Genomic DNA, 21,259 nt, shown 5'->3' with positions numbered 1-21,259 from the left:
TTGAGAGTAGCTGTGTGGTAAATTACTTTAATAAAAATGGGTTTGTCGTCGTCAAAGCTGCGTTTAATGAGGCTGAATTAGCGAGCGTTAAGGACATTGCATTACAGTTTCATGAAAACTGGAAATTAAAAAACAAAAGCATCTATGAACAGGGAGCGGTTAATTCTGCCTATTTAACGAAAGAGGGGGCCTTAACTGAACCCGCTAGATTGGCGATGTTTCAGTTTATAAGTTCAAACACAGTGAGTGACATAATATTGAAACTCATAGGGCCTACAGCGACCTTTATGAATACTCAATTATTCTTTGATCCGTGTAATCCAAACCAATCTAATTATTGGCATAGAGACCCACAATATCACCTGTCATTAGGTGAGCAAAAAAGCGCTTTATTGGGCCCACACGTTGTGCATTTTAGGGTTGCATTGAAAGACGAGCCTGGTATTGAACTTGTTCCTCAGACGCATAAACGTTGGGATACTGATGAAGAGCTTACCATTCGATTAGAACAACATGGGCGAAAAAACTATGAAAAGATCGATGGCGCACTGCAAGTTGGGTTAAGCGCAGGTGATATTTTGATCTTCTCTGCCAATATGATTCATCGTGGTATTTACGGGCTGGATCGCTTCGCGTTAGACATATTATTATGCGAGTCAGATCCTATTTTTAAGGGGCATATTACAGGTAGGCTATTACCCAGTGAGCGTATGATGCAAAAACTAGATAACCCCTTTATATTTTCTAATGCTTATCAGTGTGTTCTTGAATGATATGAGCGTCATTGTAGGTAGTTTGATGTTGTTATTGATCTATTTTCTCTTATACGAACTTGACGATAATGCTGCTCTTCCAGCTTGAATTCGCAGGTGAAGCGGTGGTGCTATGGTATTTAAATATTTAAAGGTGAGCGAGTAATTGTCAGTTAGATATTCACCAATTCTTTTTGTATGTTAATTGCTCATTTGATGTTATTGTGATTTTGATTTATCTAAAAAGGAGATTGTAATGAAATTAAAATTAAAAAAATCAAAATTAAAACTACTAGATAGTAAACCGTCTTTAGCATTAGAGAATACCCCTCAAGTAGCTGGGGGTTATAAAAACCTGAAAACACTCGGCCCTTTAAGTGAATGTCGATGTCCTACAGGCTGGCTTTGCCCATAATTAGACCATGTATTTATAGCGGTGGACTCATATTTTACCTCGATATTTTTTATTAAGGTTTCCATGAGAAGCTAACCGAAAGCCACTTTAATCAAGTGGTTTTTTATGTGCTTTATTTATATTAGGAAGTACCACATTTCGATGTTGATTTTTAAGGGAGTTATTTTACTGTATGTTTTAACCTGATAAAATTAGGGTTATTATGACTAAAATATATTAAAGGGTATGAGTGTTACATTTATTAATTTTCTCCGTGCTGCTTGTTGCACTTTCGGCGAATGCAGAAGCGCCTTGGGGGGAAATATCAACAAAATCACTAATTGAAATAAAAAGTGCTAGCGGTTATTTACCTGCAATTGTCCAAATCAATGTGAATGTTAGAGCGCTCCCAGATAAAAATGCTAAAAAATTAGGGCTTTTAGAGGGAGGCGAATCAATTAGAGCAGAGCTCTTAACTGGCTCAGAGTGGGCGCGGATTGAATTTAAAGGCTTTGAGGCTTATGTTCATCAATCGGCACTGATCGTGCAATCATACAAAGCTGATATAAATTACTCTATAAAGCCAAATAATAGCACTGTTATTTCTATGTCGGGTTGGCATTACTCATATTTACCAGGCAGCTATTTTTTAAACTATCAAAGTAGTTTACATGGTCAAGCAAGCTTTGGTCCAATTTCAGGAAGTGGTCCTGCATCAATAAAAAGCCACTTTTATAAGCTACGCTATGTAAAACGAGATATATATTTGGCGACAAGTCATGAATCGGGTAATAGAACGTATTATACAGCTTATTTAGTAATACCAACTAAAAAGTCGCTCAGGGTATTTCAATTACCAACATTCACCAAGCATGATCATAATAGCTTATCGATCGACGGTGATATTTTGTTTTTTAAAGGACTGGCGTATAACAGTTGCTGCGAACGTGAACAGTTTGATCTTACGTTTAACTTATCTGACTTTACTTATAAATATATCAATTATACTGTTAATAGCAGTGATAGCGCAGAAGTTAATAGCTTGGAAGTTGATAGTACTGAAAGTAGAGAACTGGAGTTAACTTTTAAAACCCTGCCTTTGAGAAAAAATATTTAATATTTCTATCCAATGAGTTAATTTTTAGCGTTTTATAGATAAGCGGTTCCTATTAAAATATAAAAAACACCATCATTAATATGATGGTGTTTTTTTATTTAACTATTTAGAAAAACGTGACTTGAACATCAATCCAAGCATTTGCAGTGCCCAGTGTGCCACCTGTTTCTATTGGGTAAATACTAAACTTACCCCAAGGGTCGGTGAATGTATGATTTTTCTGTAAAGGTGCATCATTAAAGTCTTCCAACGCCCAATTTGAACTGCGAGAGTTTGGTGTAGAGTCTAATAGTAATGAGTTATGGTTGTACCAAGGAGCCGCATTGTTATCCATATAATTCTGCAGGTTGATCACAATACCATTTTGTAAAAGTGGCGTACGTAATTGTTGATCCGGTGGGGTATTTGCTTCACTCTTTTGGCGTGTTAAATATTCAACCCAAAAAGTCTTATCGCCTGATGGTATTTTAAGACCAATAGCACCAGGTGCATTGTGCCCTGATGATGTACCATGATTATATGTGTAAATACGATATTTACCAGATGTTGTTATAGTGGGCACGTCGGTGTCAGAAATCCAGTTATTAAAGTAGCCTTTATACATTAGGTTCATTTCTTCTAACGAGTGAGCCCCCATGCCCATTAAGCCAAATACATTACCATAGTTGGTGACAACATCATTTGAATTGCCATTAAGCATGCTATTACCTCCTTCAATAGACATCGAGTGATGTAACCCTAAAGCGTGCCCAGTTTCATGCGCAATTGTGCCTGCAGCATAGGTGTAAATCTCCATAAGAGGAGGGCCTGCTTGGGAGTTAATAAAGTAGGTTGCATCATTACCAATAGGGGGCGCAGTTACCATTATAATTGTGGCATCTCCTGGGAAGTTTGGATCTACCCCAGCGTTCACAAGCTGCTCTTTATAGCCAGGATTCCATAATTTTTTGTCATTGTTATAGTAATTGTGACTCTGTGGCATGGTAATTTTTGGTTTAATCTCCCAGGTGAAGTTAAACTTACCGTACGATTGCTCCGTAAAGAAATCTTTGGTTTTTTGCATTTCAGCGTTTATTTGTTCAGTGCTGAACGCCAAATCTTGATCTGGGAATCTAAATGGGTAAACCAATACATGAACCCCGTTATGATCATAGCCATCATTGCCCGGATCATCCGCACCTGGGGTTACTCGGCAGCTGGTTTTGTTAAAGTCCGCAACAACACTTGCGCCTTTAAATAGTCCTTCCAAACTCACATTGTTCCACCCATTTTGTGGGTTAGTTAATATCACACATTCAGTATTTCCTACCTTAGGTGATCGAATACTGTCGTCACCAGATTTTGGCCACGTACCGTCAGTTCTGCCGGCGAGTGTTAAGTTACCTAACCCATAAGAAGAGCTAATCGCGATACTCGTAACATTTTTATTGAATGTAGAAATTGAAAAGCTTTTTCTTTGTGAAGTAGCAGGTACACACACAGGTACACCATCTGTGAGCGCGGTTTCAGTAGTAGGAGCACTAGTTGCACACATATTGGCTAAATCGCCACTGTCACCATCACCAGGTGGTGTCGTTGACCCTGACTTTTTGGTTTTAGTTGTTAATATTGCACTCCAAGCAGATGTATTTGTCGTATTTTTTGCATACATGACGTAGTAATAGACTTTGTCCTGCACTAAACCAGTATCAGTAAAGCTGGTTTCATTGGCGTTAACGGTTGCGACTGTGTGCCAAGATATGCCAGCTGACGAACGTTGAACTATGAAGTTATCTTCGTTATTTGAATTGTCACTCCAAGACACGGTAGCACTCGATTCGGTTGTTGTACCCGCTAGATTGCTAGGCGCCAGGATACTGCCTGTATTTCCATCCCCTGGGTTATCACCTCCACCATTCACATCACGGCAAGATGTTGCACCAAAATCAACAGCTATTGATGACTTACTTCGGTTGCCAGTGACTGCGATCATCAGCCAATACTGACTGGGGTTACTAATAACGACGCACTCACCATTAGTACCTGAAGTGATCGACTTATAAGCATTACTATTTAACCCGGTATTAGGCCAGCGACCTTGATCGACATATAAACTGAGGTCACCATTACCATGCCCTGTGCTGATAGCAACACTGTTATGCTCATTTACGCCGCTCAAACTTAAATAGGCTGTGCCATTGTCATTGACACAAATTGGTGTGCCGTCTGTTATCGAGGTTGAAGGTCCCTGCGTCGCACATACATCAGGCAAAGTTGCACCCAATGCGTGTTGTGAAAGCAGTATTGCGGGGCCGAGTAATAGCTTGGCCCAATGTGATGAAGCGAATTTCATCATAGTCTCCTTTATCATGTTGTAATTTATTTACGGTATATGTTGTATGTGGCTTTAAGTGGCCAGCTAGGGTTTAATATAATTAAACTCACCATAAATATATTGTATACAATATAATTTAACAAAGGGTTTACCTATAACACTTTCATCTATCTTTATGCCTTTATTGTTATTACCAAAACTTCAAAGAACCAGCCTCGATGTTTTCAGTATTGCTTTTTCAGTATGTGTTTAATGTAAAGCTGTTTTCATTTACATAGCTGCGCAGCTTTCTCATATCAGAAATACCCTAAAAAAGTTTGTAAGTCATTGTTTAGTTGGGGAGTACTATTAAGCGAGATCTTTGCACTGGCTTATAATTCTGTTACGCTGAACCATTGCTTTCATTAGCTAAAGTTATTTTTAAATATCATTTCTTATAGGTGAATACTTTGGAAGTCAGGAAAGTTCAAGAAAAGGATTTAGTGCAAGTCAATCTTATTTGTATTCGTTCGTTTGAAGCATCTATTGCAGGTAGTTTAGGCTGTGAAGGTATTACAACGTTTATTGAAATAGCCAAAAGTAGTGCATTTTTAAAGAGGATGCAGCAAGATAATACGATACTGGTTGCTGAAGATAAGCAGCGAATAGTGGCCGTTATTGAACTCAAGGCAGGGCATCACATTGCAATGTTTTTTGTTGACCCAGACTTTCAAAATAAAGGCGTTGGAAGAGCACTATTTAACGCGATATTGCCCCATGTACGCACAGATATTTTAACCGTAAGCGCATCGTTATCTTCAATTGATATATATAAAAAGTACGGTTTTAAATATGCCGGTGAAGTAGGGGAGTCGGCGGGGCTTGTATATCAACCTATGGAACTTAAACTTTCAAGTTCTGAACGAGCAGTATAAAGTATGGGCCTTTTTAATTACCGCGTGTTTTATGCGTTGGTTAAATCAGGTATCGGAAAACGAATAGTCATATAAAAAAGGCTTGAAAGGTTACTAAATAAATTTATATAACCGAGCAAGCCTTTATGCATACTAAAAAGCGTATATGCTACGCTTTTAAATCAGTGGTATTAGTTAGCATCAACAACTTTTACAGGCACTGCTTTTTCAGCGCTGAATTTAGTTGTCAGTTCTTCTTCTAACGGGGTAAATGCTGTTAGGTCAATACCATCAACTGCTGCTGTGTATTCTTCAATTGTTGGGAAACGACCCAATACTGTTGAAAGAACAACAAGTGGGGTAGAACCAAGCAGTGATTCACCTTTTTTCTCTGATGTATCAGCAACAACACGGCCTTGGAAAAGACGTGTAGACGTTGCGATAACTGTATCACCAGGTTCTGCTTTTTCTTGGTTACCCATACATAGGTTACAACCAGGGCGTTCTAGATACATGATGTTTTCGTATTTAGTACGTGCTGCAGTTTTAGGTTTTTCGTCGTCGAATTCGAACCCTGCATACTTAGCAAGAATATCCCAGTCGCCTTCTGCTTTAAGCTCATCAACAATGTTATACGTTGGTGGCGCAACAACTAATGGCGCATTGAATGTAATTGCTCCATTTTTAGCTTCTAGATTTCTTAGCATTTGCGCGATGATCTTCATATCGCCTTTATGTACCATACAAGATCCAACAAAGCCTAAGTCAACTGGCTTGTCGTTGTAGAATGACACTGGGCGGATCACATCGTGCGTGTAACGCTTAGATACGTCTTCGTTATTAACGTCAGGGTCAGCAATCATAGGCTCGTTGATTAGGTCTAAATCAACAACCACTTCAGCGTAGTATTTCGCAGCATCATCAGGTGCTAACGCAGGGTTAGTACCTGAGTTAATTTCTTCGATACGCTTACCTGCTAAGTCGATAAGACCTTGCAGTGTTTTCGCTTCGTTTTCCATTCCTTTATTGATCATGATCTGGATACGGCTCTTAGCAAGCTCGATAGATTTGATCAGCGTTTCGTCATTTGAAATACAGATTGAAGCTTTCGCTTTCATTTCTGCAGTCCAGTCAGTAAACGTGAACGCTTGGTCGGCCATTAGCGTACCAATGTGTACTTCGATAACGCGGCCTTGGAAGACATTCTCACCGCTAAATTGCTTAAGCATTTGCGCTTGAGTTGAATGTACTACATCACGGAAGTCCATGTGGCCTTTCATGCTGCCTTTAAAAGTTACTTTTACAGACTCAGGAATAGGCATTGCCGCTTCACCTGTAGCCAATGCTAGAGCAACAGTACCAGAGTCAGCACCAAATGCGACACCTTTAGACATACGTGTATGCGAGTCACCACCGATAATAATCGCGCGGTCATCAATGGTAATGTCATTCAGTACTTTGTGAATAACGTCAGTCATTGAATGGTAAACACCTTTCGGATCACGAGCTGTGATTAAGCCGAATTTGTTCATGAATGCCATTAGTTTTGGAATGTTAGCTTGTGCTTTACTATCCCAAACAGATGCGGTGTGACAACCTGACTGGTACGCACCATCAACAATAGGTGAAATCACAGAGGCAGCCATTGCTTCAAGCTCTTGTGATGTCATTGGGCCCGTCGTATCTTGTGAACCTACAATGTTTACTTTTACGCGTACATCAGAACCCGCGTGAAGCGCAGTTTCTGATGCAACACCGACAGAGTTGTTATTAAAGATTTTTTCAACCGCAGTTAGACCTTGGTTCTCATGAGAAATCTCTTTTGATGCAGCATATACAGCCGGTGCTTCAACACCTAATGTTTCAGCTGCAAAAGTTTGTAGCTTCTTACCGAATACAACCGCATAAGAACCACCTGCTTTCATGAACTCAACTTTTTGAGGCGTGAAAGCTGAAGAAACATCAACAAGCTCTTTATCGCCGTTGTAAAGTTTTTTCTCTTTGGTGTCGATTGTTAATACAGTGCCCGTTGCGACAGAGTAAGCTTCCTCAAGTACAGGGTCGCCATTTGCGTCAGTAACGTTGTTGCCATTTTCATCTGTTTTCTTAACCCAGTTTTGAAGGTCAAGACCGATACCGCCAGTTACGCCAACCGTCGTTAAGAAAATAGGTGAGATACCATTTGTACCTGCAACTACTGGCGCAATGTTAATGAATGGAACATATGGACTTGCTTGTTTACCCGCCCAAAGTGCCACGTTGTTAACGCCAGACATACGTGACGAACCAACACCCATAGTACCTTTTTCAGCAATAAGCATAACTTTTGCGTTAGGGTGCTTTTTCTGTAGCTCTACAATTTCTTGTTGTGCTTCAGGTGTGATCATGCATTTACCGTGTAATTCACGGTCAGCACGAGAGTGCGCTTGGTTACCTGGAGAAAGTAAGTCAGTTGAGATATCGCCTTCACCAGCAATATAAGTAACCACATCAACTTTTTCTTCAATTTCAGGTAGCTTAGTGAAAAACTCTGCTTGTGCGTAACTTTCTAGAATGTCTTTTGCAATTGCATTGCCCGCTTTGAATGCAACTTCTAGACGCTCAGTATCAGCTTCATAAAGGAATACTTGTGTTTTTAATACGTCAGCTGCTGGTGCAGAAACAGCAGCATTATCGCTTAGTGCTAAATCAAGTAGTACTTCAATAGAAGGACCACCTTTCATGTGAGATAGTAATTCAAAAGCGAAGGTAGACGTGATTTCTTCTACAACAGACTCACCAAGGATGATTTCTTTTAGGAATTTTGCTTTTACACCGGCTGCGCTGGTGGTTCCTGGTAGCGTGTTGTAGATAAAGAAATTTAATGAGTCTTCGCGATGCGCATGACCCGTATCTTTAATTTGACCAATAATTTCAGATAGTAAATCAGCACTATCTATTGGCTTTGGATTCAATCCAAGTTCTTGTTTACGGTTTTGGATTTCATCCATGTATTCTGTGTACAAACTCATAGAAACCTCTTTTGCTATACAATGCTCATATATAAAACCGGCTTATTTTACCTGATTTGCCTCGCCGAGTAATCATTTAATTGAGTTGTACTGTAATAGCGACGGATTTGCTTATCAGTTACAGCTCGGTTTGATTATTTATCAATCAAGTCAAAGGCCATGCTCGTTAGAGTTGAATTATAGACTATGTGAATGACTCATTGACGCGAAGTCTTGATATAGTGCGTGATGGCGTGAATTTAGCGTAGAACAGCGATGGCGAATAGTGGAGAATCAATGTTAATAAAAATCGGGAAAACGCGTGCGTTGATGAAGGAACTCGTTAGACTAAAGTTTTAAATATGCAGGCCACAAGTTTAAGTTATACAATTGGTTAATCATTAGGGTTAGGTGAAAAATAACCCCTAACCCTAATGATTAATTCGCTTAGCTATAGGGCCTAAGCGGTTCTATTTCGGTTTTGTTTAATGTGTGATTTTGCTTGCTGGGGTAAACGGCTTAACACCAATCGCGTTATAAATTTGTTCCGGCTTGAATACTTGTTCACCTTTAATGATCAGTGATGTTTTACGCAGCGCAGTTATGTCTTCAAGTGGATCACCATCAACCAGTATAAGGTCTGCGGTTTTATTTTCTGAAATTGACCCTGTCTTGTGTGCAACGCCCATTAACTTTGCCGAGTTAATAGTTGCCATTTTCAACACATCTGCGGTTGGGATCCCTGCTAGGGCATAGAGTTCAAGCTCCCGGATCAAGGTAAAGCCGGCAACATTATCGGTGCCTGGGACTATATTTACACCTGCATCGTATAACTTTTTCAGCATATTTTGCATTGCTTCACCAGAGCGCTGGTAGTTAATTTTATGAATGTCGTCAACATGCATGACAGCGCCTTTCATTTGGCGTACAAAAGAGATTGGCATATGATCTATAAGGTGCGCATATTCAGGGTTCACTTTTTCATTCTCGGCCATGAGCAGACTTCTAAAAGTCGATACAGTAGCATCGACCACGATTTTTTTATCCGCGAGCAGCTTTATAAACGCACTCATTTCGTCCGTATCAAGGGGTAATTGACTTGCTTGTTCTCCAATTAAACTAAAGCGCTTTGTGGTGCGCGTGTCGACATCTTGACCTGCTAAAAAGTTTAAAAACAGCATATTGATATGTTGGATCTCATCATAACCTGCGTTTATTGCTTGTTCTGCAGTCATAAATGCGGGAACGTGCCCACTGAGTCGTAACCCTCGGTTATGTGCTCTATCTGCGATGGGCTTAACCCATTTAGGGTCGATTGATGAGTAAAGTTTGATTTGTACATAGCCATTATCAGCAAAAAAGTCGACGGTTTTCAAGGCTTCTTCAAGTGTTTCAACACTCAGACCTGCTGAGTTTTCACTGAGTTTGTCCATAAAGCCAGCACGATAAACACGTGTGCCGAGTACTCGGTTGGTATCGAATAATGACTCAATTTCCATGATGTTTTTGTGTTCGTTACCCATATCTCGAACACTTGTTACGCCATTTGCGATATTTAAAATGCCATTTTCTTTAGAGAGGTGGCCATGCATATCCCATAAGCCGGGGATCAATGTCTTGCCTGAGCCATTCACTGTGGCTATCCCATTTAATTTTAGTGGTTCATTTGAAATACGCTTTATTTTACCGTCACGAAGTAATACATGTTGCCCTGAAGTAACAACGCCTTGATCAACATCGAGCACCGCCACGTCTTTAATTAACAGTGATTGATGCGTATGGGTAAGAGACGCAGACAAATCTTCTAAATAGGTTTGTTCTTGTTCTTTTTGAAGTTTACGTAGCGTGGCAAATTCTGATTGTGGAACGCCCTTACGCAAAACATACATACCGCCTCCCCAACTTTGCGCAAAATAATTGCCATTGTTATCGTACCATGCAAAGTCAGGTGTGAGGGCTAAGCCGCTAGTAACGTAAAGGTGAATGTCTTCATTTTGCAGTTTGCGGGTTAACAACTTACGAACCTGAACCTGACCTTGTGGGTATACATCAGCCTGTGTCTTCCCTGTTTTAATTAAATAACGCAAACGTGCATTTTCAAGTGTCAGGGATGAGTTTTTCGCTACGTAAAAATTGACGGTGTCGTCTTTTATACTGCCTTTTCCATCGGTATCCTGCCATGTCGCAATACCCTTGTTATAGTCGAACTTTTCGGATATTGGCGCACCGAATGCAGAAGTACCATGGGTTGTAAAAGAAACTGGGATACCATTTTCTCCTAGCGACATAGTTTCACTAATATTGACTCGACGGTTATTCCAACCAAACTGTGTTTTTGATGTGTAAGTATTTTTATCAACTTGCGTTTGCGACATGCTGCCAGCAAGGCCTTTTTCTGTATATACATTATTAATGATTGTAGTGGCAGAGGCCTGCGCAACTAATAAAGCGCTACACAGTAGAAAGGTGTAGTGATTGAGTTTTTTTTGTTTTTTCAATTTTACCTCTATTAAAATTAAACTTAATATATAAGTGTAACATGGTTTGTTTTGTGTTTTCTGGTAAATGTGCGGTTATACGGTTTATATTGAAGGGTTGGGTGTTGTTTGTGCGAATAAAACTTAATGAGATAAAAGTATTTTTATACTCATTAAGTGGTCTTGATTTTTTAGCATGTATTAGTTAGAAACAAGTCACTGTTGTACAACCATCGTAATCAGATTTGCATCCCCAGCTTTGGTGGCATTTATTGGATTGACGGCCTCTATAGGCACCAGCAACTTCGGGAGTTTGCGCTTTATCTATGCTCTTATCCATCGATAGGTTTTTGATGTTTTTCTTTTTTAGATTTAATCTCATTTTTGCTTTCCTTAATTTATAAGTCCTAATGACCTAGCGTCTATGTTGTAGCATATAAAAAAATTTATAAAAAGAGATTTGAATTATTATAATTTGTTGGCGTTATATTTATGCCGATTTATGGTAACTTAAGTATTCGTAGTCCACTAAAGACAAAAAGGATCAGTAATGGAATTATTAGTACGATTTATCGATGCATTTACAGGGCATAATTGCAAAGGAAACTCTGCGGCTGTTATTGAAGTCAAGGTAGCATTGGCCGAACAACTAATGCAGGAAATTGCAACGAAAAACAATGTATCTGAGACTGCATTTATTCTGCGTACTAAAAATAAATATGAGATCCGTTGGTTTTCACCATTAACTGAAATTGATTTTTGTGGGCACGCCACACTTGCATCGGCCCATTACTTATTTGAAGAAGACATAGAGCTAGAAAAAGTAGTATTCACTGCAAAAGCGGTTGGTGATATGACCGTTGAAAAGCACGCCGATGGCACAATTCTTATGAATTTCCCAAATCAAGAGCCTGAATTAATTGTTACTCCACCGGAGTCTTTATTAAAGGGACTGTCGATTGAACCCGCAGAGGTTTACTGCAATGCCCAAGCGTACTTTGCAATTTATAATTCAGAACACGATATACAGACGTTAGAATATATGACGAGTGAACTGATTAAGCTGGGGCCAAGAGATGTGGTTGTGACTGCTTTATCACAAGAGTATGATTTTGTTTCGCGTTACTTTTGGCCTGCCAATGGAGGCGATGAAGATCCTGTAACAGGTTCAATTCATACCGGTCTTGCGCCATTTTGGGCTCGCCGACTCAATAAAAACGCATTGATTGCCTATCAAGCTTCTGAACGCGGAGGGGTCCTTCATTGTAGCGTTAATCATGATAGGGTACACATCTCTGGTAGGGCAGTCACCGCTTTGTGCAGTAGTGTAACTATATAACATAAAATGAGTTTTAATAAGTGAGTTAAGGAAAGTATTAAATGAATTTGAACCAAGTAACTTTGCCTGTTAAGAATATGAATGAGGCAACGGATTTTTATCGTCTCCTCGGCTTTAATCAAATTGTTGATACAGCACATTATGCGAGATTTGAATGCCCTAATGGTGGTGCAACATTTTCTTTATCATTAGAGACATCAGTTCATAATACCGGCGTTGTTATTTATTTTGAGTCAGATAGGTTAGATGAGTGGTATCAGGAACTGGTGAACAAGGGCATCACATTTGAACAGCAGCCAGTTGATCAAAGTTACCTGTGGCGTGAAGCCGTGCTATATGATCCATCTGGGAATAAAATAAAGTTATATTGGGCTGGAGAAAACCGTTTAAACCCACCATGGCGGGTAAACTAGTGACACTTGTTCAGTGGAATATGGAAAGGTGCTTGTTGCATTGCTGCTTTAATATAAGTCTAGTAATATTTAAGTTTGACTTAACTTAAATATTAAATGGTTAATTTTTATTTTATCGTTAAGGCCTTAAAAGCTCAAGGTTTTATATATGAGGAGCGTTGGCCAATGACAAGGTTAAAATACTTCTCTTTTGCTATTTATATTGCCATCCATCACCATAAATTTATAATAATAAAAAGGAACTGTTTTGATATCAATTAAATCTACTTTATCTGTATTTTCTTTACTACTCGTTACGTCATTGGCATTTGCAAACCCTCAGTCAGAAATTCACCATACTCTGAAGTCTAATGTTTTAAAGCAAGATAGATCATTCGTAGTTCATCTGCCAAAAAGTTATGAGGATGGCAGCAATAGAAAGTATTCGGTACATTACCTACTAGATGGAGATTTGAACCTGCCTTTAGTAAAGGGTGTACTTGATAGGATGCAAAAAACTCAAGGCGCACCAGAAGCCATTGTTGTTGCCATAGAAAGTAAAAATAGGACCTGGGACTTAACACCAACAGTCAATCAAGATCCAAGGGGGCCTGTAGGCCAAGGCGGTGGAGCTGATGGGTTTTTAAGCTTTATTGAAAAAGAACTTATTTCGTACATCGATGACAATTATCGAACTCACGATTTTAAAATGATCTCAGGTGGCTCTATTGGCGGTTTGTTTGTTTTACATGCCATGCAGTCAAAACCGTATTTATTTGATGCACATTTTGCATACAGCCCTGCTGTTTGGTGGGCAGACCGCACAACAGCGAAGAGGGTTAAAACGTTTTTGACAAACAATAAAGCCTACAAGTCCTATTTGTATATGAATATGGGTAATGAATCGGGTGAAATGAGAGAAGTTTACGAAGATTTACTGTCATTTATGAAGAGTAATCAACCTGAGGGCATGCGTTTTGTGAGTCAAGCTTTTCCAGATGTACCTCATGGCTTAACTTCGTCAGCGGGGCAGTTTAATGCCTATCATAATTTGTTTTTTCCAATTGAAATGCCAACGACCAAAGTAATCAATGGGGTACAATCTATCATTGAGTATTACGCTAAAGTTTCTCATCAAAGAGGTAAAATTATCGCTCCTCCCGAGATGGTTGTTAACCGCATTGCATACGAGTTTTTTCAAAGAAGAGAGTTAGAGACGGCTGTCGCGCTTTTTAAGTATAACCTTAAAACATACCCTAACCACACGTATGCTTATGGCGGTTTAGCCGATGTATATCGGTCAATGAATAAACGAGAAGAAGCCCACTTATTGATAAAGTCAGCTTTGACTCTTTTAAAACCTGGTGATGAGGCTTACAAATATTATAAAAATATAGATGCAGAATTAGCTAGTGAGAAAAAGAATAAAGCGACCTTTTAAATTTTTTGAGTAGCACATTGAAGGTGATGGGCTTTCAATGTGGCTACCTCGAGTTGATGGAAGTACAATCCAACAAGCAATTTTGCAGAGTAAATGAGACCTTTATCAATGAATCATTTAAAAGTAAGCGCCAGTTGGAAACGCGACCACGTAAGCATGGCGTTAATAGTAATGATATACCTAAAGTACCCGTTCTTCTTGCATTAGATCGCAACGGTGCTGTCACTCATTGCGTTTTACAGAGGTAATCTGTACCCATTTAACATCTGAGAGTGTCTTGTGTACAGACCGCAATTTGTCGTATCAAACAATCATTAAGAACCTGTCTTTTGAGATTGATAATAAGCGGGTTATAGATGGCATCTCCCACATTCAAACGCTCAAAAATTGGATGATGTGCTGGCAACAGTGGCTTAAACAATTTAATGGCGTTGGAACTGACTATCTTGATAACTACATTGCATGGTTAAGCTAATAGATAAAACGCAAGGTGATGGTAGTTGGATCAACTTAGCACTGTGATGCCAATTGACCATATAATCGAGCCTGTAATTTAAATTGTGTATCTGCTTATAATTAAGCCAGTAATGGCTGAGGATAAGCAATATGGATAAGAAAGCTCTAGAAGCCTTCGCTCGCGAAGCAGCTAAGTCGATTAAGACTCCTTCTGATCTTGATGACTTTAGGAAAATGTTAACCAAGGTGACGGTTGAGACAGCCTTAAATGCTGAACTTAATGAGCACCTCGGTTACGAAAAAAACTCACCAACTAACGATAGTAACAGTCGAAATGGCTACTCATCTAAACGCCTAATTACAGACGATGGTGAGATCCAGTTAGAAGTCCCTCGTGACCGTGACGCGTCCTTTGAACCCAAGCTTGTTCGTAAACATCAAACCCGATTTCAATCGATGGACGACAAGATCTTAAGCCTATATGCCAAAGGAATGACCACCCGTGAAATCGTCGCAACATTCAAAGAAATGTACGATGCGGATATCTCCGCCAGTCTAATATCTAAAGTTACAGATGCTGTTTTAGAACAAGTGGTTGAGTGGCAATCTCGCCCGCTTGATACGGTCTATCCCATCGTTTATCTCGATTGCATCGTCGTGAAAGTACGCCAGAATAAACAGGTTATCAACAAAGCCATTTATCTCGCACTTGGCGTAAATATGGAAGGTCAGAAAGAACTTCTTGGGATGTGGATGTCCGAAACCGAAGGAGCGAAGTTCTGGCTTAGCGTGCTCACCGAACTTCAAAATCGAGGCGTGAATGATATCCTCATCGCGTGTGTAGATGGCCTGAAGGGCTTTCCTGATGCCATCAACGCTGTTTATCCAAAAACTCAAATTCAGCTCTGTATCGTACACATGGTGCGAAACTCAATGAAATACGTCCCATGGAAAGACTACAAGGCAATTACCGCTGACTTAAAAGAAATCTATCAAGCAACAACGGAAGATGAAGCCCTGTTGGCGTTAGAGCACTTTGGTGATAAATGGGATGAAAAGTACCCTCAAATCAGCCGCTCCTGGACGGCTCATTGGGATAATCTCAATACTCTATTTAGCTACCCTCAAGATATTCGTAAAGCTATCTACACGACAAATGCTATTGAATCTCTGAACAGTGTGATCAGAAAAGCGACCAAGAAACGTAAACTGTTCCCGACAGATGAATCCGCTAGCAAGGTGGTGTACTTAGCGATAATGGATGCTTCCAAGAGGTGGACAATGCCTATTCATAACTGGAAGCAAGCTCTAAACCGTTTTATGATTATGTTTGAAGACCGACTAACTGAATACTTGTAACTAAGAGCAGTTACACAGAATTATTTACAGGGTCATATAATCCCCACCTCATTCGAGTTTCTTTAATCATTTAGTATCTTCAATGCAACACTCATCTTGTAAGAATGAGATCACTGAGAGTAGCTTGTCATATTCAACCGAACAATATAAAACTCTTCCTTCTCTCTTTTGCTTTATTAACCCTGCTGAAACAAGGCTGGAAATGTGGTGTGATAATGTTGAATTTGGAATATCCAACTCATCTTTTAGTGTGCCTACGCTAACGCCTTTTTCACCTGCTTTTACAAGTCTCTTAAAGACCAGCAATCTAGTCGCATGACCCAACTCTTTAAAAGCTTTGGCTATCTCTTCAGTTTTCATCATTAACTATCTCCCAAAAAAACATATTTCGATATTACTAGAAATATATTGACATGTCCAGTATTCAGAATTATCATTTCCATACTTCTGGAAATGTGGATTTTAAAATATGAATATAACTGAAGAAATGGTTTTTGATACCTTAAATATGTTTGGCTTTTTAGCCGTTGAGCTAACGTTACTTTTTTTGGCGATTAGTTATATCGTTGGTGTTCTACAGGAGTACATTCCTCCAACAAAAATACAGAGCATATTGAGCAGTAAAAACGGAAAAGGATACTTTGTTGCAAGTTTACTTGGCGCAATAACGCCATTTTGCTCTTGCTCTACAATCCCTTTCTTGAAAGGACTTCTTCGTGCCAAAGCGGGGTTTGGAACAATGATGGTTTTCTTGTTTGCAAGTCCTCTACTTAACCCAATTATTATTGGCTTATTTGCTGTTACTTTTGGGATAAAGGTTACGCTATTTTACTTTGCAATAGCGATGGGTGTATCAATTGTTGCTGGAATAATGCTTGAAAAATTAGGATTTGAAAAGTACGTCAAACCAGAAGCTTATCTCGAGCCTGAAAAGAGCGGGGGTGGGGCGACTTGTGGAGGCAAAGCAAAGCCTGAAAGCAAATGGATAAAAATCTGGAAAAGCACTTGGAGCGACTTTAAAAAAGTTTTGCCGTATTTGATTGGTGGTATTGCGATAGGGTCACTGATCTATGGCTTTATGCCAACAGAGTTTGTAGCTAATGTTGCGAGTGATAATAACCCTTTTGCTATTCCATTTGCCGCAGTTATCGGTATTCCATTATACATAAGAGCTGAAGCAGTTATTCCTCTAAGTGCCGCATTAGCAGCTAAGGGAATGGGACTTGGTGCGGTTATGGCATTAATCATAGGTAGTGCTGGCGCAAGCTTGACAGAAGTTATCTTGCTTAAATCAATCTTCAAAAACAAGATGATCTGGGCATTTCTTATTGTAATTTTATCAATGGCTATTAGCGCAGGATTTCTATATCAGTTTATTTTTTAGCCTCGGTAAATGCACTCTTTGTAGAGTGCATTTTTCTATGTAATAGCATACTAGCAACATAAAAAGAGATCAGCGCCCAAAACATCTATTGGAAAGCTGGGGTGGGCCGCGGAGTTCATGGATGTTGAAGGTAATTGTATAGCGCTACATTGTGAATAATAAATAATTATTGAATAGCCTCATTTTTGGTGTAAGGTCTGACTGAGGTTTTCAAGTTATAGGTATGGAACTGGTTAAAAACTATTCATGCGGTTGCCCTAAAAATGGCACTGCATAGCTAGCAAATTTTTCAGCAATGAAGGACACAAAACAACAGTGTTATGTTCCTTCTTAGCTAACAACAGCCAGCTATTAAGCGAGATATTTTATTAATTTTAAAGTATGGAGTGCTTCAACAGATGATTGTAACTAAGCACAGTTTTAAACTGGTATGGAAGTATGCAGTCTGCTTAGTGTTATTTAGCATTCAAGCTTCTGGTTCTGAGTTAATAACAGGCATGCAATATGAACAAGTAAACAGTGAGGAGTTCGTAGGTCGATTGTGGCTACCCGACACATCAAATAAAGCGCCCGCTATTTTACTTATTGGCGGTTCTGGCGGGGGGTTTGAAAACAAAGATGCTCAATGGCTTTCATCCGCAGGTTTCGTTGTTCTCAATATTCGTTATTTTGGCGCTAAAGGTTTACCACCAGATTTGGTCAACATACCCATAGAGTATTTCAATTCAGCAATCGTTTGGTTGAACAACAATCAACACGTAATGAAAGGTTGTATAGGCTTATTTGGACACTCTAAAGGAACTGAAGCAGCTATATTAACCGCCTATTATAACCCCTCAGTAAAAGCTATTGTGGCAAGGTCCCCTAGCTCTATTGTTTGGGCTGGGCCTGGTTGGTCTGGTCTAAATGAATCTTCATGGTCTTGGAATAATAATCCACTCGATTTTCATAGTGTGGGGCTAATTGATGGTGCGATTTGGTTATCCCGTGTTCTACGGGGTAAAAAGCTCATAGAAACCCGTGACATGTTCGATAATGTATTAGGTGATGAAGAATCTGTTAATAAAGCAATGCTTCCGGTAGAACATATGAACGCTCACCTGCTGCTACTCTCAGGGAAAGATGACAAGCAATGGCCAAGTACTAAAATGGCAGATATGTTGGTTTCCATCTTAGATAAATCAAATATCGATTTTAGCTACGATCATTTTGCTTTCGATAATGCTGGGCATCGACCAGCTCGATTATCTAAACCAGATGATACATTTGCCAATGGGGGAACTGTGCGAGGAAATGCTGAGGCTCACAAACGCACAAAGGTTTTAGTAAAAGAGTTTTTTGATAAAAACCTACAGTAGCGGCATGTCGATATGACACATGTGTATTCTGCTTTAATCAAAACAAGACTCTTTAATAATTTTAAAATAATTCAATTACTGAGCTGAAAAATGACCAAGCGAACAAACAGAAGTTACAATGACATACATGAGACTGTTAGATATGATGTAATCCTCTGCAACGCATGTGACAGTTTTCTTTGAACAGCACACTTATTAACATAGGCTCAGTTTGAGCGAATGCCTCACTTTAGTGTACTAAGGGCATGGTGCTTTTGTAAGCGAGGTCCATACCCTTGGCATTTTATACGCTCTTAAAACTTGTATTTAATGTTTGCTGTTACAGTGCGGCGTTGACCATAAAAACAATCACCGCGATAAAGGCAGCTTGTTACGACTGTTTTATCACTTAAGTTTTTGACGTTAAGATTAATATCTATGTTGTCAAATTCATAACCAATCATAAAGTCAAATAGGGTATAATTATTGGTGACTTTACGGGTATTAATGGCTTGACCCATAAATGTGATGTCTCGACTGCCATCGTACGTTTCACCCACATATCTAAAGCCAGCACCTACTTTAAACCCTTCAAATGATTGCTCTGGTCTATACGTAATCCATGTATTTAACATGTGTTTAGGTGTTGCTGACAGCGGTGCTGTATCGGTCAGTGCTTGGCTTAAATAACTTGTTTCACCCGATGCATACAATTGTACAAGTTCCGCCAGTGTTTTATCGGATGTTCCTTGTTCAGATTTGGTATAGGCATAAGCAGAATATACATCAAATTGGTCAAACTCTAATTGTGCCTCTACTTCGAATCCTTCTATATCAACACTGCCATCTTGTACGGTGACTTCTGGCGAGACCACACGCTTTTTATTTTTATCAGTGATGTCAAAATATGAAGCTGTGATCAGGTGCTCAGTTCCTTTTGGTTGGAACTTAACACCAACTTCCACTTGCTCACCTTCTTGAGGCTTGAAATCTCCTCCTTGTGGACGTGAACCATAAATGGGTAGGAAAGACTCCGAGTAGCTAGCGTAAGGTGCAATACCATTTTCGAAACTATATAGGATCCCTAGGCGACCTGTTGTTGCAGATTGCGTAGTTTTAACTGAATTAGCGGCATCACTTTGACTTTTAACCTTGTCTCGACGCAGTGCGGCATTAAACACCCAGTTATCATATTTAATGGTATCTTGAATGTAGAAACCTAACTGACGATCGTTCTTTCCTGGCGTGTCTGGGATCAGGGCTGTGGTAGGTAGGAACCCTGTTTGACCATATTCAGGGTTATACAAGTCCAGCGAAGTATTTACATCTAAACCTATGGCTGCTTTTATTGACGCGGGAGTGAGATATAAGCGGTCTGTATCTGTATCAGCGCTTTGATAATCAAGACCCACAACTAAGTTATGCTCAAGGTCTCCGGTATAAATGAGGCCATGAAGCTGTAGGTCAGATGTAATTGTGTCAGATGATGCATCTTGTAAACTGAAGTTACGTTCTATACTGCGCTTATCATCCTGAAATTTTGGTGGCCACGCATACATGGTGCGGTAAATTGCCTCGCTCTCTAAATAACGCGATGACCAGCTTATTGAGAAGTCCTCATTTAAAGCGTGATCTAAAATGAACGTAACTGCATTTTGTTCTGTATCATATTTATCCCAACCTGGCTCGCTTACAAAACGACGACTGTCGATTTGCCCATGCTCTGCTGGTAAGAGTGTGCCTTCATGGGGAAAGAATTGCGTACTAGAGCCAGATTTGTTTTTTTGAATATTAGCCAGTACTGTTATGCTCGTACTGTCATTGATATGCCATGCTAAACTCGGCGCGAAGAACGTAGCGTCATTATCAACAAAGTCAGTTTGAGTACCACTTTCTCGGTATAGTCCCACCAAGCGTGCTTCAACCGATCCGTCTTCGGTCAATGTTGTGTTGAAATCACCGGCTATTTGTTTACGACCAAAGTTACCTACCTGTGCGATGATTTCTCCCTCTGTTTGCGAATGAGGGCGCTTAGTGACCATGTTAATGATCCCGCCTGTGGACCCTTGCCCGTAGAGCATGGAAGAAGGGCCTTTCAAAATTTCAATCCGCTCCATGTTATAGGTATTCGGACGTGCGTTATTGTAATAACCAAACATCAACTGCAGGCCGTCTAAGTATTGCACGGGCGCTACGCCTCGAATATTGGCCCAATCACCGCGCGTATCAACACCATAAGGGCCGTTAAAAACCCCCGCGACATAACCGATTGCTTCTTGGAGGTTTTCAGCACCCAGGTCTTGAATTCGCTCTGATGTAAGTACAGAAACCGATACTGGGCTTTCGATAATTGGTGTATCTGATTTACTGGCTGAAGCGCTTACATAAGAAATAAGTCCGGTAGGGCTGACGGTAATCTTTTCAATGTCATCTTGCTTTATATCATCGGCAAACGTATTTCCTGACAGTGCGATAAGCGAAGCTGCTAGGACCTTGGGATATTTTAGTTTAAGTTTTTTCATCTTTGAACCCAGAATTTTATTGAGAGAGTAGAGAATTGGTGCGGATTATACGGATAATGAGATGTATTCGCAATTACATTGTTGAATAAAAC

Annotated in this window: 17 protein-coding genes; 11 read left to right on the top strand and 6 right to left on the bottom strand. The window is 39.7% G+C overall.

Translation table 11 applies throughout. The features are described from left to right. Nucleotides 1-14: 14 nt before the first annotated feature. From PCIT_RS11750 to PCIT_RS11740, 3 genes are all read left to right on the top strand, one after another. Entirely contained in the window at nucleotides 15-773 is a 759-nt protein-coding gene (locus PCIT_RS11750; protein ID WP_040697951.1) for a phytanoyl-CoA dioxygenase family protein, read from the top strand. Between the two features lie 235 nt (nucleotides 774-1,008). Next, complete coding sequence (locus PCIT_RS11745) at nucleotides 1,009-1,167, top strand: hypothetical protein (RefSeq protein ID WP_157592875.1); 159 nt, start codon at nucleotides 1,009-1,011, stop codon at nucleotides 1,165-1,167. Nucleotides 1,168-1,396: 229 nt separating this feature from the next. Further along, nucleotides 1,397-2,263 (top strand): SH3 domain-containing protein, encoded by an 867-nt coding sequence (locus tag PCIT_RS11740; protein ID WP_010367583.1) that lies wholly within the window; start codon nucleotides 1,397-1,399, stop codon nucleotides 2,261-2,263. A gap of 106 nt (nucleotides 2,264-2,369) precedes the next feature. Here the strand turns inward: PCIT_RS11740 and PCIT_RS11735 are convergent, their stop codons facing one another. Continuing rightward, nucleotides 2,370-4,598, bottom strand: a complete 2,229-nt coding sequence (locus PCIT_RS11735) for a hypothetical protein (protein ID WP_157592874.1) — start codon at nucleotides 4,596-4,598, stop codon at nucleotides 2,370-2,372. A 428-nt stretch (nucleotides 4,599-5,026) separates the two neighbouring features. Here PCIT_RS11735 and PCIT_RS11730 point away from each other — a divergent pair, with 428 nt between their 5' ends. Continuing rightward, nucleotides 5,027-5,491 (top strand): GNAT family N-acetyltransferase, encoded by a 465-nt coding sequence (locus PCIT_RS11730; RefSeq protein WP_010367579.1) that lies wholly within the window; start codon nucleotides 5,027-5,029, stop codon nucleotides 5,489-5,491. Nucleotides 5,492-5,661: 170 nt separating this feature from the next. Here the strand turns inward: PCIT_RS11730 and PCIT_RS11725 are convergent, their stop codons facing one another. From PCIT_RS11725 to PCIT_RS11715, 3 genes are all read right to left on the bottom strand, one after another. Next, the gene (locus PCIT_RS11725; RefSeq protein ID WP_010367577.1) at nucleotides 5,662-8,481 is read right to left on the bottom strand and encodes a bifunctional aconitate hydratase 2/2-methylisocitrate dehydratase; all 2,820 of its coding nucleotides are present in this window, start codon (nucleotides 8,479-8,481) and stop codon (nucleotides 5,662-5,664) included. Nucleotides 8,482-8,945: 464 nt separating this feature from the next. Beyond that, the gene (locus PCIT_RS11720; RefSeq protein ID WP_010367575.1) at nucleotides 8,946-10,958 is read right to left on the bottom strand and encodes an amidohydrolase family protein; all 2,013 of its coding nucleotides are present in this window, start codon (nucleotides 10,956-10,958) and stop codon (nucleotides 8,946-8,948) included. 184 nt (nucleotides 10,959-11,142) lie between these two features. Next, nucleotides 11,143-11,319 carry a hypothetical protein gene (locus PCIT_RS11715; RefSeq protein ID WP_157592873.1) on the bottom strand — a complete coding sequence of 59 codons (177 nt, stop codon included), beginning with the start codon at nucleotides 11,317-11,319 and terminating at the stop codon, nucleotides 11,143-11,145. A 168-nt stretch (nucleotides 11,320-11,487) separates the two neighbouring features. Between PCIT_RS11715 and PCIT_RS11710 the strand changes: the two genes are divergently transcribed. The 5 genes from PCIT_RS11710 to PCIT_RS11690 all read left to right on the top strand — a co-directional run bounded on the left by PCIT_RS11710 (nucleotide 11,488) and on the right by PCIT_RS11690 (nucleotide 15,924). Beyond that, entirely contained in the window at nucleotides 11,488-12,276 is a 789-nt protein-coding gene (locus tag PCIT_RS11710; RefSeq protein WP_010367573.1) for a PhzF family phenazine biosynthesis protein, read from the top strand. 41 nt (nucleotides 12,277-12,317) lie between these two features. Next, nucleotides 12,318-12,689, top strand: a complete 372-nt coding sequence (locus tag PCIT_RS11705) for a VOC family protein (protein WP_010367571.1) — start codon at nucleotides 12,318-12,320, stop codon at nucleotides 12,687-12,689. Nucleotides 12,690-12,936: 247 nt separating this feature from the next. Further along, nucleotides 12,937-14,109, top strand: a complete 1,173-nt coding sequence (locus PCIT_RS11700; protein WP_010367569.1) for an alpha/beta hydrolase-fold protein — start codon at nucleotides 12,937-12,939, stop codon at nucleotides 14,107-14,109. 295 nt (nucleotides 14,110-14,404) lie between these two features. Beyond that, nucleotides 14,405-14,584 carry a hypothetical protein gene (locus PCIT_RS11695; protein WP_157592872.1) on the top strand — a complete coding sequence of 60 codons (180 nt, stop codon included), beginning with the start codon at nucleotides 14,405-14,407 and terminating at the stop codon, nucleotides 14,582-14,584. 131 nt (nucleotides 14,585-14,715) lie between these two features. Further along, entirely contained in the window at nucleotides 14,716-15,924 is a 1,209-nt protein-coding gene (locus PCIT_RS11690; protein WP_192992771.1) for an IS256 family transposase, read from the top strand. 66 nt (nucleotides 15,925-15,990) lie between these two features. On the opposite strand, the gene PCIT_RS11685 is transcribed toward PCIT_RS11690, so the two are convergent. Continuing rightward, entirely contained in the window at nucleotides 15,991-16,284 is a 294-nt protein-coding gene (locus PCIT_RS11685) for an ArsR/SmtB family transcription factor (RefSeq protein ID WP_010363283.1), read from the bottom strand. Nucleotides 16,285-16,393: 109 nt separating this feature from the next. On the opposite strand from PCIT_RS11685, the gene PCIT_RS11680 reads away from it, so the two are divergent. Both PCIT_RS11680 and PCIT_RS11675 read left to right on the top strand, forming a co-directional pair. Further along, nucleotides 16,394-17,308 (top strand): permease, encoded by a 915-nt coding sequence (locus PCIT_RS11680; protein WP_010363284.1) that lies wholly within the window; start codon nucleotides 16,394-16,396, stop codon nucleotides 17,306-17,308. Nucleotides 17,309-17,706: 398 nt separating this feature from the next. Beyond that, nucleotides 17,707-18,666 carry an acyl-CoA thioester hydrolase/BAAT C-terminal domain-containing protein gene (locus PCIT_RS11675; RefSeq protein ID WP_010363285.1) on the top strand — a complete coding sequence of 320 codons (960 nt, stop codon included), beginning with the start codon at nucleotides 17,707-17,709 and terminating at the stop codon, nucleotides 18,664-18,666. Between the two features lie 293 nt (nucleotides 18,667-18,959). Here PCIT_RS11675 and PCIT_RS11670 read toward each other — a convergent pair whose 3' ends face one another. Beyond that, entirely contained in the window at nucleotides 18,960-21,167 is a 2,208-nt protein-coding gene (locus PCIT_RS11670) for a TonB-dependent siderophore receptor (protein WP_010363286.1), read from the bottom strand. Between the last annotated feature and the right edge of the window lie 92 nt (nucleotides 21,168-21,259).

It is taken from the genome of Pseudoalteromonas citrea, from assembly GCF_000238375.3.
Taxonomy (GTDB): domain Bacteria; phylum Pseudomonadota; class Gammaproteobacteria; order Enterobacterales; family Alteromonadaceae; genus Pseudoalteromonas; species Pseudoalteromonas citrea.
Note: the sequence above shows the minus strand (reverse complement) of the source record. Positions and strands in the feature narration are given on the sequence as shown.

Excerpts from the sequence above, each read along its gene's own strand:
- PCIT_RS11745 (WP_157592875.1), top strand. The coding sequence starts at position 1,009 with ATGAAATTAAAATTAAAAAAATCAAAATTAAAACTACTAGATAGTAAA.
- PCIT_RS11735 (WP_157592874.1), bottom strand. The coding sequence starts at position 4,598 with ATGATGAAATTCGCTTCATCACATTGGGCCAAGCTATTACTCGGCCCC.
- PCIT_RS11725 (WP_010367577.1), bottom strand. The coding sequence starts at position 8,481 with ATGAGTTTGTACACAGAATACATGGATGAAATCCAAAACCGTAAACAA.
- PCIT_RS11715 (WP_157592873.1), bottom strand. The coding sequence starts at position 11,319 with ATGAGATTAAATCTAAAAAAGAAAAACATCAAAAACCTATCGATGGAT.
- PCIT_RS11710 (WP_010367573.1), top strand. The coding sequence starts at position 11,488 with ATGGAATTATTAGTACGATTTATCGATGCATTTACAGGGCATAATTGC.
- PCIT_RS11705 (WP_010367571.1), top strand. The coding sequence starts at position 12,318 with ATGAATTTGAACCAAGTAACTTTGCCTGTTAAGAATATGAATGAGGCA.
- PCIT_RS11690 (WP_192992771.1), top strand. The coding sequence starts at position 14,716 with ATGGATAAGAAAGCTCTAGAAGCCTTCGCTCGCGAAGCAGCTAAGTCG.
- PCIT_RS11685 (WP_010363283.1), bottom strand. The coding sequence starts at position 16,284 with ATGAAAACTGAAGAGATAGCCAAAGCTTTTAAAGAGTTGGGTCATGCG.
- PCIT_RS11680 (WP_010363284.1), top strand. The coding sequence starts at position 16,394 with ATGAATATAACTGAAGAAATGGTTTTTGATACCTTAAATATGTTTGGC.
- PCIT_RS11675 (WP_010363285.1), top strand. The coding sequence starts at position 17,707 with ATGATTGTAACTAAGCACAGTTTTAAACTGGTATGGAAGTATGCAGTC.
- PCIT_RS11670 (WP_010363286.1), bottom strand. The coding sequence starts at position 21,167 with ATGAAAAAACTTAAACTAAAATATCCCAAGGTCCTAGCAGCTTCGCTT.